The 15,786-nt window shown below is 59.4% G+C and carries 16 protein-coding genes; 15 read left to right on the forward strand and 1 reads right to left on the reverse strand.

What is annotated here, in order from left to right; translation table 11 throughout:
• Positions 1–108: 108 nt before the first annotated feature.
• On the reverse strand, positions 109–828 hold the full coding sequence (locus tag RBB75_RS07490; RefSeq protein WP_353070047.1) for a hypothetical protein: 720 nt from the start codon (positions 826–828) through the stop codon (positions 109–111).
• Between the two features lie 502 nt (positions 829–1,330).
• On the opposite strand from RBB75_RS07490, the gene RBB75_RS07495 reads away from it, so the two are divergent.
• The 15 genes from RBB75_RS07495 to RBB75_RS07565 all read left to right on the forward strand — a co-directional run bounded on the left by RBB75_RS07495 (position 1,331) and on the right by RBB75_RS07565 (position 15,677).
• On the forward strand, positions 1,331–1,576 hold the full coding sequence (locus RBB75_RS07495) for a hypothetical protein (protein WP_179640252.1): 246 nt from the start codon (positions 1,331–1,333) through the stop codon (positions 1,574–1,576).
• Positions 1,518–2,012 carry a sigma-70 family RNA polymerase sigma factor gene (locus RBB75_RS07500; RefSeq protein WP_179640253.1) on the forward strand — a complete coding sequence of 165 codons (495 nt, stop codon included), beginning with the start codon at positions 1,518–1,520 and terminating at the stop codon, positions 2,010–2,012. Before RBB75_RS07495 ends, RBB75_RS07500 begins: the two co-directional genes overlap by 59 nt.
• 357 nt (positions 2,013–2,369) lie before the next feature.
• Complete coding sequence (locus RBB75_RS07505) at positions 2,370–2,717, forward strand: hypothetical protein (protein ID WP_179640254.1); 348 nt, start codon at positions 2,370–2,372, stop codon at positions 2,715–2,717.
• A 227-nt stretch (positions 2,718–2,944) separates the two neighbouring features.
• On the forward strand, positions 2,945–3,583 hold the full coding sequence (locus tag RBB75_RS07510) for a hypothetical protein (RefSeq protein ID WP_257031277.1): 639 nt from the start codon (positions 2,945–2,947) through the stop codon (positions 3,581–3,583).
• Positions 3,584–3,674: 91 nt separating this feature from the next.
• Positions 3,675–4,058, forward strand: coding sequence for a hypothetical protein (locus RBB75_RS07515; RefSeq protein ID WP_179640255.1), 384 nt, complete (start codon positions 3,675–3,677; stop codon positions 4,056–4,058).
• Positions 4,059–4,108: 50 nt separating this feature from the next.
• A complete protein-coding gene (locus RBB75_RS07520) occupies positions 4,109–4,534 on the forward strand; it encodes a hypothetical protein (protein WP_353070048.1) in 426 nt (141 codons plus the stop codon).
• Positions 4,535–4,667: 133 nt separating this feature from the next.
• A complete protein-coding gene (locus RBB75_RS07525) occupies positions 4,668–5,639 on the forward strand; it encodes a hypothetical protein (protein ID WP_353070049.1) in 972 nt (323 codons plus the stop codon).
• 98 nt (positions 5,640–5,737) lie between these two features.
• Complete coding sequence (locus RBB75_RS07530; protein WP_353070050.1) at positions 5,738–6,361, forward strand: hypothetical protein; 624 nt, start codon at positions 5,738–5,740, stop codon at positions 6,359–6,361.
• The gene (locus RBB75_RS07535) at positions 6,339–6,797 is read left to right on the forward strand and encodes a hypothetical protein (RefSeq protein WP_353070051.1); all 459 of its coding nucleotides are present in this window, start codon (positions 6,339–6,341) and stop codon (positions 6,795–6,797) included. Before RBB75_RS07530 ends, RBB75_RS07535 begins: the two co-directional genes overlap by 23 nt.
• 36 nt (positions 6,798–6,833) lie before the next feature.
• A complete protein-coding gene (locus RBB75_RS07540) occupies positions 6,834–7,346 on the forward strand; it encodes a hypothetical protein (protein WP_353070052.1) in 513 nt (170 codons plus the stop codon).
• Entirely contained in the window at positions 7,343–8,335 is a 993-nt protein-coding gene (locus RBB75_RS07545; RefSeq protein ID WP_353070053.1) for a hypothetical protein, read from the forward strand. Before RBB75_RS07540 ends, RBB75_RS07545 begins: the two co-directional genes overlap by 4 nt.
• A 223-nt stretch (positions 8,336–8,558) precedes the next feature.
• Positions 8,559–12,071, forward strand: coding sequence for a hypothetical protein (locus RBB75_RS07550; RefSeq protein ID WP_353070054.1), 3,513 nt, complete (start codon positions 8,559–8,561; stop codon positions 12,069–12,071).
• Between the two features lie 104 nt (positions 12,072–12,175).
• The gene (locus RBB75_RS07555; RefSeq protein WP_353070055.1) at positions 12,176–13,708 is read left to right on the forward strand and encodes a terminase; all 1,533 of its coding nucleotides are present in this window, start codon (positions 12,176–12,178) and stop codon (positions 13,706–13,708) included.
• A 245-nt stretch (positions 13,709–13,953) separates the two neighbouring features.
• Positions 13,954–14,787 (forward strand): HipA family kinase, encoded by an 834-nt coding sequence (locus tag RBB75_RS07560; protein WP_257031278.1) that lies wholly within the window; start codon positions 13,954–13,956, stop codon positions 14,785–14,787.
• A gap of 32 nt (positions 14,788–14,819) precedes the next feature.
• Complete coding sequence (locus RBB75_RS07565; RefSeq protein ID WP_179640264.1) at positions 14,820–15,677, forward strand: DUF3037 domain-containing protein; 858 nt, start codon at positions 14,820–14,822, stop codon at positions 15,675–15,677.
• Positions 15,678–15,786 lie beyond the last annotated feature (109 nt).

The following is a 15,786-nucleotide window of genomic DNA, read 5'->3' on the forward strand; positions in this document are numbered from 1 at the left end:
GCTGCGCTCAGGATGACGGCAAGAACAGACAACTGCGTGCTGCGCGCACGGCGCGATCTGCCATCGAGGCTGACGCGCCTGCGGCGCCTGGGTGCTTGCAGCCAAGCATCACAGCTCGGAGAAGATGAGACAGACGCGGCCTACGAGGTAGTCGGCCGGGGTTTCGTGCGAAGCCAGAGGCAGGAGTTGCACGGGGAAGTCGCGGGAGTAAGGGCGGAGGATAAGACGACCCTCGTCGAAGTCTACAAAACGCAGCAGAAGAGCGGCTCCGGTGCGGACGGCGTAGAGCGTGGGCTGGTGGGCGCGGTAGGGGGCGAGTGAGTTGTAGTGGCGATCGAGGACAGCGATGGCTCCGGGGGAGAGGAGTGGATCCATTGCGGCGGATTGTTGGGCGTCGGCGCGGATGGCGAGAAAGCGCTGCCAGTTGGCGTATTTGGTAGAGGGGCGGGCGCGGTTGTCCTGAAGGCGGGAGGCAGAGACCTGGATGGTTTCGATGATGGAGGCGGGAAGGATGCGTGCGTCGTCCATCGCGGCCGAAGGCGAGACGACGGGTATGGTCTCGATGGGATCGCTGTTTTCGGTGGAAGCGGGAGCGGAGGTGGAGGCGTTTAGATCGAGGGGAAGGATGTGCTCGATGGAGAGCTTCTGCGAGGCGAGGACGCGGTCGAGGCCTTCGAGGGAGAGAGCACGTTTACGGTTGAGGAAGTTAGAGATGTGGGCTTGCTGGAAACCGGCCTGTTGGGCGAGGCGGGTTCCGGTGAGGAGTCCTCGGTCGATGCGTCGAAGGAGTTCAAGGCGCAGGAGTTCGTGAAGGTCTTGAAAGTTCATAATGGAGGGTAACCCTCGGCGAACCATATCATTGGACAAGGCGAATATAAAGCGAAATATTCACTTGACGCAATAAGTTTCGACTTCAAACTACTGCTAACGAGGGATATACGCGAAGACATATCCTGAGGAAAAATCGCAATTGACAGTAGTTTTGTCAAAAGCTATAACCTTGACACTTCCCCAATACGGAACCGGAGTGGTAGAGCGGCTGATGACCCTTAGCTGGGGGCGGAGGAGCTGGACCGCGATCGGAGAGGTGTGGGTGGGGGGACAGGGTGATCGATTTTTCCCAAGGTACGACACTGAACTGAAGCAACACATAGATGAATGTTGTCGTTTGTCCGATGGAGCCAGGAGAGCGAAGCGGCGAAGCGAACGGCGTTCCATAGCAGCTTAGGCGAGCCCACTCGACCGTTGTAAAAAATTGAGGCTCGTCCGAGGGAGAAGTACGCCTTGAAAGGGAACAAAGTGAACTACTTGCGCATGGATTTGAAGGTATGTGAAGGGTGCGGGGCGCTTTGGCTTCGTACGGGCTCTGACGGTGTGTACTGCCGGGGATGTGCTGGGCGACTGGCAGAGTTTCCGGCTCCGCGAGGCAAGCATGCTGGAGGAAGAAAGCGTCGGCATGGGCGTAGCGGGGTGGTACGCAGTGTTGGCTGCACTGCGGCGGTTGCTGGAGGTGCGCGATGAGTGCAGCTCTGGTGATTTTGCCGGTGGTGTGGGCTACGGCTGCGCCTTCTCGTAAGAAGACGCTGCCGGAGGTTGTGGAACCGAAAAAGACGGCTCCGGAGCTGGCGTTCTACCGGAAGTATACGGAGGGGATGCTGCGACGGTATGTGAGGCTGTCGATGGAGGCGGGAAGGGCGCCATCGTTGCTGGGCCGCGAGATGTTTCGCGGGAAGGTGACGAGCTACCGAGTGCACAGCTTTGAGGATGTGGTGATCTTCGTGTGCGACGTGGAGACATGTCTCAAAAAGCTCGACGAAGGACAACAACATTTGATCCGACGGATCGCACTGCAGGAGTTTACGCAGGCGGAGACGGCGGGGCTGCTGGGGTTGAGCCTGAGGTCGGTGCACCGGCAGTATGCGGATGCGCTGGATGAGCTGACGGAGATCTTCCTGGAACGGAAACTTCTGGAGCCTGCGAAGGCTTGTCAAGAGGCTGGAACTATCCTGTAAGGCGTAAACAACTGTTTCAATTGCTGTTATTTCTGTCTTGAAGTTGGCGTATTAGTTATGCGCCAGATGCTACTCTGGTAATAGGTAAAAAATTGAGACGGGAGAGCGCCTGGCGGCTGCTCTCCCGTTTACTTTTCTGGCGAGTTGATCTGTACCGATTTGGGAAGTGAGGAAAAAGTTGTCAAGAGGCAGAAAGTGACCTGGCGAGGGTAAGTCATTGTTTCGATGGTGATTATTTGTGCTGAAAAGTTGGCGTATTAGTTATGGTCCAACTGCTATTCTGGAAAGGTAGTAAAGAATTGAAACGGGAGAGGGCCTGAGGGCTGCTCTCCCGTTTGCTTTTGGGAGGAGACCCAAGTGGAACGGAAGCGGGTGGCGGGCAGGTTTGTGCGACAGGGGCTGGACGGGGATGGTGGAGTTCAGGGGGCGGGAGAGAAAGCGGCAGGGGCAGATGGAGCGGCGGTGAAGGGTCCGCGGCCGAAGTTCTGCAGAACGTTTACGCGGGCTCGGGTGGCGGAGGCGCTGCCGGAGATTGTGGAGCGATTTGTGGAGGAGGCCAAGAAGGGCAGCATTGCGCACGCAAAGATGCTGGCTAATCTGGGGGGCCTGGACAGGGGCGAGATACAGGAGACGACGAAGCGGCGCGGAAAGAGCGCTGTGCAGAAGCTGCTGGAGAAGATGACTCGCGAGCCGGAGAAGAAGTAGAGGGTTCCTGGGTGGTCGGGGTTGTTCCGTGGTGTATTTGTAACTGATCGCAATTCGGCGGAATTCATTTGTAACCGTTATTAGACCATTATGAATTTTGAGGTGCGGGATAACGTGGGGGCGTGTCTCTGCTGAGGGTGCTGGTTGAGAAAAAAGGCAGCCGTGCACTTTCGCGGGGCAAGGCAGCGGTGTGGTGGTTGCGCGAAGAAAAAATTTCAGGAGGTGCAATGGGACACTCGGAGGGGCTTCATCGGCGAAGTGCTGGGCTTGCTGGATGGTCGGAGCTTGCAGGCAGACGGGATGGTTTGCAGGGTGCGGCGGGCCTGGAGATGCGGGCGATGGCGGTGGAGTTTCCGGTAGTGCACGGACATCCGAACCGTTTGCCGTTTGAAGGGGTGTTGACGCTGGTGGATGTGGCGAGCGATAAGGCACCCAGTGGTGCGAAGGGGCACCGGGTGGTGCTGACGCATGCGGCTGCGGAGGCTGCGCTGCCGAGTCTGCTGGGAATGGCTGTCGACTACAAGGCGGGGTGGGATGGACATGATGCGCGGCAGAAGTGCGGCATCATTACAGCCGCTGAGTTGGATGGACAGAAGCTGATGGTTGCGGGCTACTTGTTTGCGCGGGACTTTCCGGAGATGGAGGCGAAGATCCAGGGGAGCGGGCTCGCGTCGAACCTGATGGGGATGAGCTATGAGCTGGCGGATGCGCATGTGGCGGATATGCGGGCGCAGGTTTGGACTCTGACTCGCGCGACCTTTACCGGGGCAGCGATTCTGCTGCGGGAGAAGGCGGCTTACCGGAGTACGAGCTTTCGGGTGAAGCGGCCGGCTTCGGCTGGACGACGGGTGGCTGTAGCTCGGTAGTTTATCAAGCAAAGACAAGTGCGTGCTGCGCGCACGGCGCGATCTGCCATCGAGGCAGACCGCCTTCGGCGCCTAAACGAATGGGGGAACGATGAGTTTTGTTAGCGTGATGGAGACGATTGGGAAGGGCTTTGCGAAGGGGCTGAAGTGGGCGGTGGAGTATGCGGTTCCAGTAGAGAAGCTGGTTGGGCTTCTGTTTCCGGTTGCGGCTCCGATTGCGAATGAGGTGGCTGATGCTACTTCGCTGATCCAGACGGCGGTGCTGCTGGTGGAGCAGAAGTATGCGGCCTCCGGCGCGCAGAGCGGCACGGGGGCGCAGAAGCTTTCGGAGGTTCTTCTGCTGACCGAACAGTCGGTAACTGCGCTGCTGGCAAAGGCTGGCATCACGGCCGATAGCACCTATATCGCGAATGTGGTCTCGGCCGTGGTAGCGATTCTGAACGTGCAGAATGGCCAGACGACGGTTGCGGCCTAAGACGAGATTCAGTGGGTGGACTGATTAACCGAAGAGAAAGGCGAAAGAGCATGGAGATGGAACTGGAGATGGAGCTGGGAAGCACGGTGGAACGTCTGGCTGACGCGGCTGGTTTGCTGGAGCAGGCGGTCGAGAGGCTGGCACAGCGGCATAACGACTTTGCCGTGGATGCCGAGGCTTCGATTGGCCGGATCGTCGCAACTGTCGTGAGACAGCGTGAGGCAGAGCTGGAGGAGAAGTTGGCTGCTGCGGAGGCTCAGATTGCTGAGCTGAAGGCCGCCGCTGCTTCTGTGCCTGCTGAGGTTACACATGGACGGAAGACTCTTCCTGTGTCCATGGTGAACCTACTGGCGAAGCAGGGAGTGACGGTAGAGACGATGGAGGCTGGGGCTGTCGATGCTGCGCTGGTGAGTTTGAGCGTGGAGCAGAGGATTGCGGTGAAGGCTCAGTTGATGCGGTCTGGCTTGCTGGGCTAAGAACAAGCAACGGCAAGTGCGTGCTGCGCGCACGGCGCGATCTGCCATCGAGGCTGACGCGCTACGCGCCAGTTATGGGGTTTATAGATGGCGTGGCTTTGGCTGCGCCTTTTTTGTTTTGAAAGGGAGAAAGATGAACGCGAAGTTTACCGATATTAATGGCGCTGCAGATTTCATTGGACCTGGCGCGATTGAAGTTCCGTTGTATCAGACAGAGATTCTGGACCTGGTTCAGCGGCGTGGGATCTTTGGCCGCCGAATCAAGCAGGTTCCTGCAACCGGCCATCCTTCACGCTACTTTGAAGAGACTGCGATTCCGTCGCCTTCGGCTTCGGCAGGATTTGTCGATCCGCGCAATATCGTTGCGCCGCTGGTGAGCCCGACTCGCGTGGAGCGAAGTGTTCCACTGAAGGCTCTGGTGGCACAGATCAACTACAACCTGTTCGATATCGAGCTTGGCCAGCAGCAGAGCCAGTTTGCTTATCTGCAGGCGAAGGACCTTGCCGATACCGTTGACGGCGTTCTGCGCACGCATGATGTTGCTTTGTGGAACGGCAGCGATACCAGCCTGAGTTCGCCTACGACTGTGCAGTACTTTGGCGCGGGCGCGCAGATTGCTTCAGGCGGCAACACGGTTTCGATCGGTACCAATCAGAGCATTGTCGATGGCTTCAAGTCGACGATTGCCCAGATGGTTTCGAACAGCTCGTTTGGCGTTCGTCCTACGGCGATCTATGCCAACCCTGTGCTGCTTGATCTGATCGATCGCGAGATGAAGTCAGAGTTCAACGTGGTTCTACAGAGCAAGGAGATCGCTGCTGGTTTTAGCGTAAAGACGCTTTCGACCCAGGCCGGCGATATTCCGCTTATTCCTGAGTGGACGCTGAGCTACACCGGTACTCCTGGTTCCGGTTCGGCTGTGCTTCCGGCTTACATCGTGACCGAGGACTTGATCGAGTACCACTGGTTGAGCGATCCGAATCCCCGCATCTTCCAACTCGGCGTTCCCGGCTCGCTGGCTTCGCAGTACGTGGTTGTGAAGTTTGGCGGCGTGGTGGTGAAGGGCGCTAACTATGCGCACTATCAGGTTCTGGTTGACCGCTAGAGCTTAGAGCTTCCTGTTTTAGCTGGTTTTGATTGATAACTACCGGGGGACCGGTGCTATTTGTGCCGGTCCCTGTTGCTTTTTGAGAGAGGAATGCGATGGGCTATTTGTTGCCGACGGAGTACGTGCAGTACGGTCTAACGGCAGAGACTACGGATGACTGGGTGACGATGGCTTCGGCTCTGATGGAGTCTTATTGCCGGCGGCCGAGTCTGCTGGTAACGCAGTATGTGGAGCGAATGCGATTAACTGCTGGCGCGCAGACGGTGCGGCTGAGCTATCGTCCGCTGGCGGCTGCGGTTGGAGCTGCTTCGGCGCTGGTAGGTGTGCGGGTTCGGTTTGCGAGGCCACGTAGGGGTGAGTTGCCCGATCCGTTTCACGAGCAGATTGCGTGGGCGTTCAGCGTGCCGGGAAGCTGGAGTGCGCTGGATGTGACGACGGTCGATGTGGATGCGGCGACGGCCGAGCTTACGTTTCCCAGGAACTTTCTGGGGATCGACTACAACGAGGTTGAGGTGACCTACACTTCGGGGCTGGTGACGGTGCCAGATGCGGTGAAGGTGGCATGCGTGCAGATTGTGAAGAATGCGCAGGCGACGCCGGGAACGAATGTAAAGCAGACCAAGATGGACACGATGTGGATGCAGTACTTCAGCAGCTCGCTGATCGACCCACAGGTGCAGATGCTGCTGAAGCCCTATGTTGCAGAGAGGCTTGGGTGAGGCGATGGGAGAGCTGGGAGATGCATCGATAAGGGCGCAGCGGACTGCGGACGTGTTGTTGCGGAGCTGCGGTGGGCGTGCTGTTTTTCTACGGATGCCAGCACCGGCAAGTTCGGGTGACACAACCGAGCAGCTGGGATTGGCGGTGCCAACGTTTCAGGATGTTGCGCTGGAGCCGGTGGTGTTCCGGAAGGCCAGGGCCACGATGGCCAATGGTAAGGCGGCTAAGAGCGAGCTTGTGGTTTCGGCTACGGCTGTGAATTTGCTGGTAGGATCGATGGGATATTCGGCTGCAAATGTCTTGTTTGCTACGGCGTTCGGAGTGTTGATCGACGACGTGCTGATGGAGATTGAGTCGGCTTCGGAGTCGGAGGTTGGGGGCACTACCTACGTTTATCGGCTGGTGTTGCGGGCACCGTTGGCGTTGATGGTTTAGTTGCGAGGTAAATGCTACTGGAAAGGTTACAGATTAATGCAGAATGCTAGAGATACGTTTTATGTCACGCTGCGGGACAGGCTGGCGGCGGTGAATCCAGCACGAACGATGGTGCTGCGCGGGGTGGTGCGGCCTGGAGTGCTGGTGGAGGAGAACGAGCTGGCTTCTGCGGCTGTGCCGGTGAATGCGTTTTGCCTTCGCTGGACGGGGCTTAGCGTGGATGCACAGGGTCCGCTGCCGCTGGCCGCGATGACTTGCGAGATCAGCTATGCGACCGATGGCGACTCGGGCAACGGGGGGATGGATCGGGGGCGGCTGCTGTCGGCGATGGATGCGGAGCTAGTGGCGGCGGTGAGCGCGGCTCCACAGAGTGTGACGAAGAGGAACTATGTTGGCGCGGCGGCGGGGTCGGGGCTGGCTCCAGTGGCGATGGGGACGAATGTGTTCTGGGGTGATGCTGCGTTTGGGGCAGCAGTGGTGAACGGAGAGCGGCTGGAGCGGGTGGCTGTGGTCGAGGTGTTTTGTTACCAGGAAGCGGGTGAGCTGTGAGCACGACGGTTACTGCGGTTGGTCTGGTGGGAGCGGCGGCTCCGGTGACGCGGAGAGTGAGGGCTTACTTTGCTCCGGTGAATCGAGCGGCGGGAGCACCCACGGTGTTCGATGCAGCACAGATGGGTACGTTTGCGTTGAATGCTCCGCCGGTGCCATGGGTGGATCTGGGATGGTGTACGAAGTTTGCCAGGAAGAGCGAGACGAAGATTGGCGCACTGACGACGGGAGCTCCAGCGGTGGTGCAGAGCCAGGTGGTGACGCAGATGGAGGCGACGGTGCAGCTCGAGTTTGAGAGCTGGGGGAAGCTGCAGCTGGCGCTGGCTGCAGGGTCGCAACAGATGAACCTGTTGCAGACAGCGACTGGAGCCGCTGCGAATGGGAGTGGAGGCACGGCGGCACAGGCTGTTCCGCTGGCGGCTGGGAGTGGATCAACAGCGACTTCTTTGAATGTGGGGGCTGCAGCTGTAGCGCAGTTTCAGGTTGGCCAGCTGGTGTCGGTGGATGAAGATTACGTGGCGCAGGTGGGGTTTGTGGGGAGCGGGGTGAGCGCGGCGTATGTGAGCTCGCCGGCTTCGGTGGGAGGCGACATCAACTACATTCGGCGGGTCTCGTTGAATGTGGGACGGGTGGTGTCGATTGCCAACGGAGCGTTGCAGCTGGGGGCACCGCTGTTGGCGGGGGCGCCGCCTTCGGGGATGCAGGTGAGTCCGTTGATGGGGTTTGTCGATCGTGAGGGCGGCGGGTTTTTTCAGGAGTGGTCGGGGCTGTTTGTGATGGATGGAGAGCAGGGAGACCGGGTGATCTATCACTATCCGCGGTTGCAGGCCATGCAGGGCTCGGCCGAGGTGGCGGAGGCGCTGGCGGGGCCGTTGGAAAAGATGAAGCTGGCGGGAGCGTTTCGCGCACTACCGGTAAAGGACGCAAACGACGGCGAGATGGTCTTGTGCTTCCGCAGTTATCTGCCGGGAGCGATGCGGGCGGTTTAGTTATTGGGATGTTTGCTGGGGCGGAGAAGACATAACCAGAGGAGACCCACGGCTAACGCCTTGGGATACCTAGAAGCAGCCGCACAGGCGATTGCTACTTCAATGGCAAGGCGACGACAACGGACGCAGCAGCAGCAATGACAAAGGCGACAGCAACGTCAACCGACGCGGCGACGGCGATGGCGATGGCCGTGCGAGTGGATAAGGAACGAGGAGAATGAAGATGCATTGGAAGCCTAAGGGATGGACGCTGATCGGGATGCTGCTGCTGGCAGCTCCGGGCGCGATGACAGTGATGAAGGCAGCCGCTGCCGCTCAGACGGCGCCGAGCGCAATTGCTACCACACAGGTTACAGATACGATCTACCGCGGTGATGGGACGCTGGCGAATGGGAGTGTGATTGTGAGCTGGCAGGCCTTTACGGCGGCGAGCGGGCAGGCTGTCCCGAGCGGTACCACTTCGGCTACGATCACGAACGGATCTTTAAACCTAGCCCTGGTTCCGAATGCGGGATCGACTCCGATCGGGACTTACTATACGGCTGTGTATCACCTGGATGATGGGACGGTGAGCCGACAGTTCTGGGTGGTTCCTGCAAGTCAGTCTCCGGTGCAGGTGAGCACTATCGAGAGCACGGTGCTTCCTACGTCGGTGGCGATGCAGACGGTGAGCAAGAACTATGTGGACACGGCGATTGCGGCCGCAGTGTCGGGACATCCGCTGGATAGCACGAATCCTTTTGTCGAGAAGGCGGGGGATACGATGACTGGGCCATTGGTGCTTACAGGCGATCCTGTGACCTCAAACCAGGCCGCGGATAAGCACTATGTCGATGTGAATGTTGCGGGTGTTGCTGCGGGGCTGGGGCAGAAAGTTTCGACGATCCCCGCAGCGACCCAGGTTGTGGTTCAGCCGGTGGGGACGCAGCTGCAGGTGAATAACCTAAATGGCGATGAGTATGCTAGCCAATATGTAACCGGTTTTGGCGGCAACGGGATCGCAAATGCTGTGACGAGTCCTGATTGCGCGAACGGCTGCGAGGTGAAGGTCGAACGCAGCTATCCGGTGGGCGAGAACTATGGAGCGACCACATGGAATAGCGGCGCAGGGGGCACCCATGTGGAGGACGACAGGAGCGGACAGCGGCGCGATACCTACTTCAATCCAACAACTTCGGTGCCGGGCGGCGTAGATGCCGGGCAGGTCATCGATGTGACTTCGACTAGGAGTTCGCAGGCTGAGGTTGCGGCGGGAGGGTCGGAGGATCCGAACTCGTATGCGCTGTCGATCGTTCATCGTGGCCTGACAGGCGGATCGAATCTGTTTCCACAGGAGATCGGAAGTGTTCCCTACTTCAAGACGAATTACAACGCGGTGAACGTATTCGGCCAGTACAACACGATGGGTCAGCATGTTCTGGATTCTCAGGCAATCAACTGCTATGGGGTTGGCGATTGTCTGATGGGATCGCAGATCCTGATCTCTTCGGGGGGATTCCGCGATGAGGCAGATGAAGGCGCGCATCCATTCGATATTCAGATTCGGGAGGACTTCGAGGTCTTCCAGGGAGTCTGCAGCGCGGGGTGTTCTCCGGGATCTACGGTGGTAACGGTGGGTTCGATTCTGGCATCGGGGACGCAGGGTGAGGGGCGATATCTTATCGACAAGAATCCGGCGAAGACGATTACGAGTGGGTTGTTGATAGGCGGTACGGGCCAGGTCAACAGTGGGCCTGGCGCCAGCGCGACCTTTAGTGGGACGAACTTTCCGGTGAGCGTATTTCTAGCGACGGCACAGGTGATACCGTCTCAGGCGAACAACATCGCTCCGGGAGCAGTTACAGTAGCGATTGCGACGACCGGGGTGACGGCGGGATTCGCGACGAGTACGGCCGCGATTCCGAGTCCGAGTGGAGTGGCCTGCCTTATGGACTCACCGGCCGTCAGTTCGACCACAAATTACGAGATGGCGAACTACTCTGTGGTGGATGGGACACACCTTCAGATGGCTTTGAATAAGCCACACTCTGCCGGGACCACGATTGCGTTTGGGGGGTTGTGCGGATATGGGCTGGAACAGACGGTGGATACGGTGGGGGCAATCCGGCAGGTGTTTCCTGTCCTTGGTTCTTACTCGACCACTGGACTTTACTATGCGGGCGGTCTGACTGCGCTTGTAGGCGTGCAGAAGAATACCAGCGCCTTTCTGAATGTGTCGCTACAGATTGCCGCGATTGCCAGGAGCAATGGTGTGGTTGCGGTTACGACGGCGGGTTTGTTGCCGGTAGATGTGAATGGATTGAGCATGACCATTTCGGGTGTGGCTGACCAGAGCTACAACGGCACCTTTGTTGTGACTACTACTGGGGCGAACACGTTGAAGTTCTCGGAGACGGGCGCAAACAGTACGAGCACCGGCGGTACTGTGTCGGAGCTTACGGGGGGATATGTTTTGTATCCCATGGCCGAGGTGTTGGGAGTCTTTAATACGGCGACGAAGAACGTGGATGGGCAACTGACGCTGGCGCCGAATACTGTTGCCTGGGCCGTGAACGATTCTGTGGAAGAGCCGCACTATTATCAGCAGCGAGTTGCGCAGGACACGGCTTTCATCGGACAGTCGATGCCTCGTCCTACTCTGGCGCAGACGGCAGGGGTGCAGTATGAAGGGAATGCAGGCCCCGGATTGACCGGATGGACGGTCACGAATTCGGTACCCGCGTCAAACTATCTTGGCAATGGGGGAACCCATACGGCGCCGCGCTTTGCTTACCAGGAGCTGGGGATCTGGCAACGGACGATGGATGTGCAAGCAGGGGAGCAGAGTGTGTTCTCGGTTCACTGCAACTCTCATGGGTGTGGGAACTGGAACTCCGGCTACGATCTTTTTGAGTTGGACAGCAGTGCCGGGACGGATTCAGTCTCCTACCAGCCGACGACGAGTGCACTGCAGATCTTCCTTCGCGGGGCGAGTTATCAGTTCGCTCCGCAGGGATTTACGGCGGGGACGATCAATGCCGGAACAGTGAACGCAACGACTTTGAATGGCGCCGTGAGTGCGGCACAGCTCCCATTGTTTGGGGCCTCGGGGACGACCCACTCTCCTGGTGCGGTTCCTGATCCTGGCGCGACGGCGGGGACGGTACGCTATCTGCGAGAGGATGGAACATGGGCTGTGCCTGCGGGGGGATCGTCCAGCGGAGGTAGTACGGGTTCTGCGGCGGGGAGTTTCAGCGTGAATGCAGGGGGTGCGGCGTGTCCGAATGGGATTACGTTGTGCGTGAACCCGGTGTCGAGTTTTACGGTGGATGGGAATGGAGCCGAGGTGTCGAACTCGATTGAGACTGCCGGCGGCAATATAAGGATGGCCGCAGCTTCGGGAGGGTCGTCGGGTTATAGCAACATTGCGCTGAATGGCAATAACACCGATGGCAGCCGCATTGGGCTGGTGGGCGGCGGGCCTTCGACGAACGACACAAACATGTATATAGATGTGCCTTCGGGGGGTAATTTCAAGTTTCGCATTGGGAGTATCTCAGCGACGTGCATGTTGGGCGCATCGGGACTGAGCTGCCCGAGCGGGGTGTTCACAGCTGCGAGCTATCACGAGTCATTGAGCACACCGGCGAGCTCGTCTGCGCCGTGTAGTGCGGGTGACTTTGCGGACGATTCGAACTTTCACTACGTTTGCACGGCTACGAATACCTGGAAACGCGTGGCGCTGAGCGCTTTCTAGCTCGGCTGACGGATGCTAGACGCGACGTGAGAAAAGGGCGATGTGGCGCAACCGATCGCGAAGGAGGGAGCGCTGCATCGCTTGAAGATGGATGAGGTTGGTGAATGGATGAAGCCCGGTGGGATGTGAAAGAGTTGCTGGCGCTGGGCAGTTTGATGGATAAGAAACCAGCGGCTTTGTTAACGGCGGCTGAGGAGTGGTTAAGGGTTCGGGATCGTGAGGGTGTGGAGCGGCCGCTGCGGGCCAATGCGGTGCAGAGGGCGTTTGAACGGGAGTGCGGCAAGCAGAACATTGTGTTGAAGGCCAGGCAGATGGGGATGACGACCTGGGTGGCGGGACGATTTTTTCTGAAGACGATTACGGCTCGCGGCGTGATGACGGTGCAGGTGGCGCAGACGAGAGAGGCGGCAGAAGGAATCTTTCGGATTGTGCAGCGATTCTGGGAGTGTCTGCCGGAGGATCTGCGGGAGGGACCGCTGCGGCGGAGTAAGGCGAATGCGGGGCAGATGTGTTTTCCGGCGCTGGATAGCGAGTTTCGCGTGGTAAGCGCAGGAGATGAGAGTGCTGGGCGTGGGTTGACGGTGCAGTATCTGCACTGCAGTGAAGTGAGCCGGTGGCCGGGAGATGCGGGGGCTACGCTGGCGGGGCTTCGGGCGGCGCTTGCTCCTGGGGGCGAGATGGTGATGGAGTCTACGCCGAATGGAGCTTATGGATGCTTCTATGAGGAGTGGGGACGGGCGGTGGAGCGGCGAGTCGGCGTAGACCAGCGAGTTGGCGAGTCAGCGGGTCAGCGAGGTAGCGGTGTCGTGCGGCACTTTTTTCCGTGGTGGATGGAGGAGGCTTATGTTGCTGCTCCTGTCGATGCTTCTGTCGTTGCACTGCGGGAGGATGAGCTTCGGCTGGTGACGGCGTATGGTTTGACGGCGCGGCAGATTGGTTTTCGCAGGGGGCTGGAGGCTAGTTACCGGGGGCTGCGGTCGCAGGAGTTCGCGGAGGATGCGGAGAGCTGCTTCAAGGCTACGGGCGAGTGCTGCTTTGAGGTGGAGGCGGTTGAGGAGCGGCTGGCTTCGGTGGGTGAGCCTTTGGAGATGCGGCGGGGTGGTGCGTTGCAGGTTTGGCTGCCTCCGATTGCCGGGAAGGAGTATGTGGTTGCGGTCGATACAGCCGGGGGTGGGGCGGATGGAGACTTTGCGGCGGTGCAGGTGATCGAGAGGGAGTCCGGGATGCAGTGCGCGGAGCTGCAGCAGAGGCTGGGGACGCTGGAGCTGGCGAGGGTCTCGGCGGAGCTGGCGAGGGAGTATGGCGGGGCGATGATTGCGGTGGAGAGGAATAATCATGGAGCTGGTGTGCTTGCTTATCTGGATAGTGTGGAACGGTATGCGCGTGTGTATGAGCAGGGGGGCGTTGCGGGCTGGTTGACGACGGCGGGGTCGAAGCCCGGGATGGTGAGTAGGATGGGGGCTTTGCTGGTGGAGTCGTCTGGGATGTTTTTTAGCCGGCGGTTGCTGGGGGAGTGCCGGAATTTCGTTGCTATGGCTGGGGGAAGAACGGGGGCGGTGAGTGGGGCGCATGATGATTGCTTGATGGCTATGGCGATTGGGCAGGCGGTGAGGGCTGAGTTGCTGGGGAAGAGGTGATGTCCTGCCGGACGGGCCCACTGCGCGTGGGGCGGGCGTTCGCACGCCTTTTTAAAGCTTCGCCTGGTCCTCCCGTTGGTCGGAATCATCTTCGTTCGCGACCAACGGGAGCACCAACCGAAGGGGTATACAAGTCACGAAGTGACCGCCCTCCGCGCAGGAGGGCCGTCCGGCAGGACAGCCTCGGTTATTCTGTTGCTGGGGTGTTCGGCTTGGCGGTATTGGCAGTACAGGCGATTAGAAGGATGCGAGGCGGAGCGCAAAGCCAGTTAATGCTGGGGGCGGATGGCAAGCTTTGGGTGGTGAAGTTTCAAAATAATCCGCAGGATGTGCGGGTGCTGGCGAATGAGCTGATCGCAACACGGTTGGCCGCGGCAGTCGGGCTGACGGTGCCGGTGAGCGATGTGGTCGAGGTCACCGAGTGGCTGGTGTCGAATACGTTGGATATGTTTGTCGAGATGCCGAAGGGACTGCGGCAGAGATACGCGGCGGGGTTGCAGTTCGGATCGCAGTTTGTGGGTGGGTTGATGCCTGGACAAGTGGTGGACTATCTGCCGGAGCAGCAGCTGGATGAGGTGAGAAACCTGGGGGAGTTCGCCGGGATGTTATGCATCGATAAGTGGGCGGGGAACTGTAACGGGCGGCAGGCGGTGTTTGAGAGGAAGCCTCGGGAGAGGAAGTACCGGGCGACGTTTATCGATCAGGGATTTTGCTTCAATGCGGGAGATTGGACGTTTCCGGATTCGCCGCTGCGCGGGGTGTATCAAAGGAACCAGGTGTATGCCCGGGTGACGGGGTGGGAGAGCTTCGAGCCTTGGCTGAGCCAGGTGGAGGCGATGGAGGCGGGGACGCTGTGGGATATTGCAGAAGCGGTGCCGCCAGAGTGGTACGGCGGGGATACCGCGGTGATCGAGCGGCTGATGGAGCAGATGCTGAGGCGGCGGTCGCGGGTGAGAGAGTTGATCGGAGAGTTTCGGGATTCGAACAGAGAGCCGTTCCCAATGTGGGCGTCAGGTAAGAAAATTGTGGTGCCGAGGCAGTTTGCTGAGGTGGGTGGGGTGGGAAAATTTGTAATGTAGTTGGTGGTGTTGGGTAGCAGGTTTGGAGGTTGATGGCTGAGCGTGTCCAATGCGAGTTCTTCCTGATCCGGTATGTGCCGGATGTGGTGAAGGGCGAGTTTGCGAATATCGGCGTGCTGCTGCGGGAGGCGGGACGCGACGATAGTGCGGTGGTGCGCTTTACGCGGGACTGGGCGCGGGTGAAGTGCATGGATGCGGATGCGGATATCGCTTTGCTGGAAGCGCTGGAGGGGGAGATTGGAGATCGGCTGAAGACTGTGGGCAGGGATGCTCCGGGAATAAAGCCGGTGATGGAGATTCTCGAGGATACGCTGGCGAACTCGGTGCAGATGACCGAGGTGCGGGCTTGCCTGGCGGAGAGCCTGCCGGCGGAGATTGAGCAGTTGATGAAGATGTATGTGGAGCCGTTGAAGGTGAAGACGGAGCGGAAGCGGACGGGACGGGCGGCGATCGCGGGGGCGATGCGAACAGAGTTTGAGCGGGCTGGCGTTTGGGGGTTGATGCGGAAGAGAATTGCGGCTTCGCTTTATACGCGGGCGGGCGATCCGATGAAGATCGATTGCGGATACAGGGCTGGATCGAGAGAGGCAACTGCGGGTGGAGTCATTCGGATGTTTCAGGCGGTGTCGCTGGAGGGGGATGTGGAGGCGGCGAAGGGACTGGCTTATTCGGCTCCGCAGTTGGTGGAGGGCGTGCAGAGGGTGGAGAGGGCGAAGCTGGAGTTGACTGCGGTTGTGGAGCCGCTGCGGGCGGTGTCGGACACTGAGGACGAGGCGATGGAGCGGTATCGGTTTGGGGTGGAGGCGATGGAGCGGCAGGAGATTCGTGTGGTTACCCTGAGCGATCTGGCCCGGGTGGCGGCGACGGCTCGGGTGGAGTTGAGTGTTTGAGGGACAGCTTTAGCTAGAGGCTAAAAGCTAGCGACTGATTTAACGGTTAGGCATGGCCCAGGGGCTGTGCCTTTTTCTTTTGCAGCAGAGACGGAAAGAGAGGGTAGCG

Origin of the sequence: Tunturibacter empetritectus, assembly GCF_040358985.1 — a bacterium.
GTDB classification, from domain to species: domain Bacteria; phylum Acidobacteriota; class Terriglobia; order Terriglobales; family Acidobacteriaceae; genus Edaphobacter; species Edaphobacter empetritectus.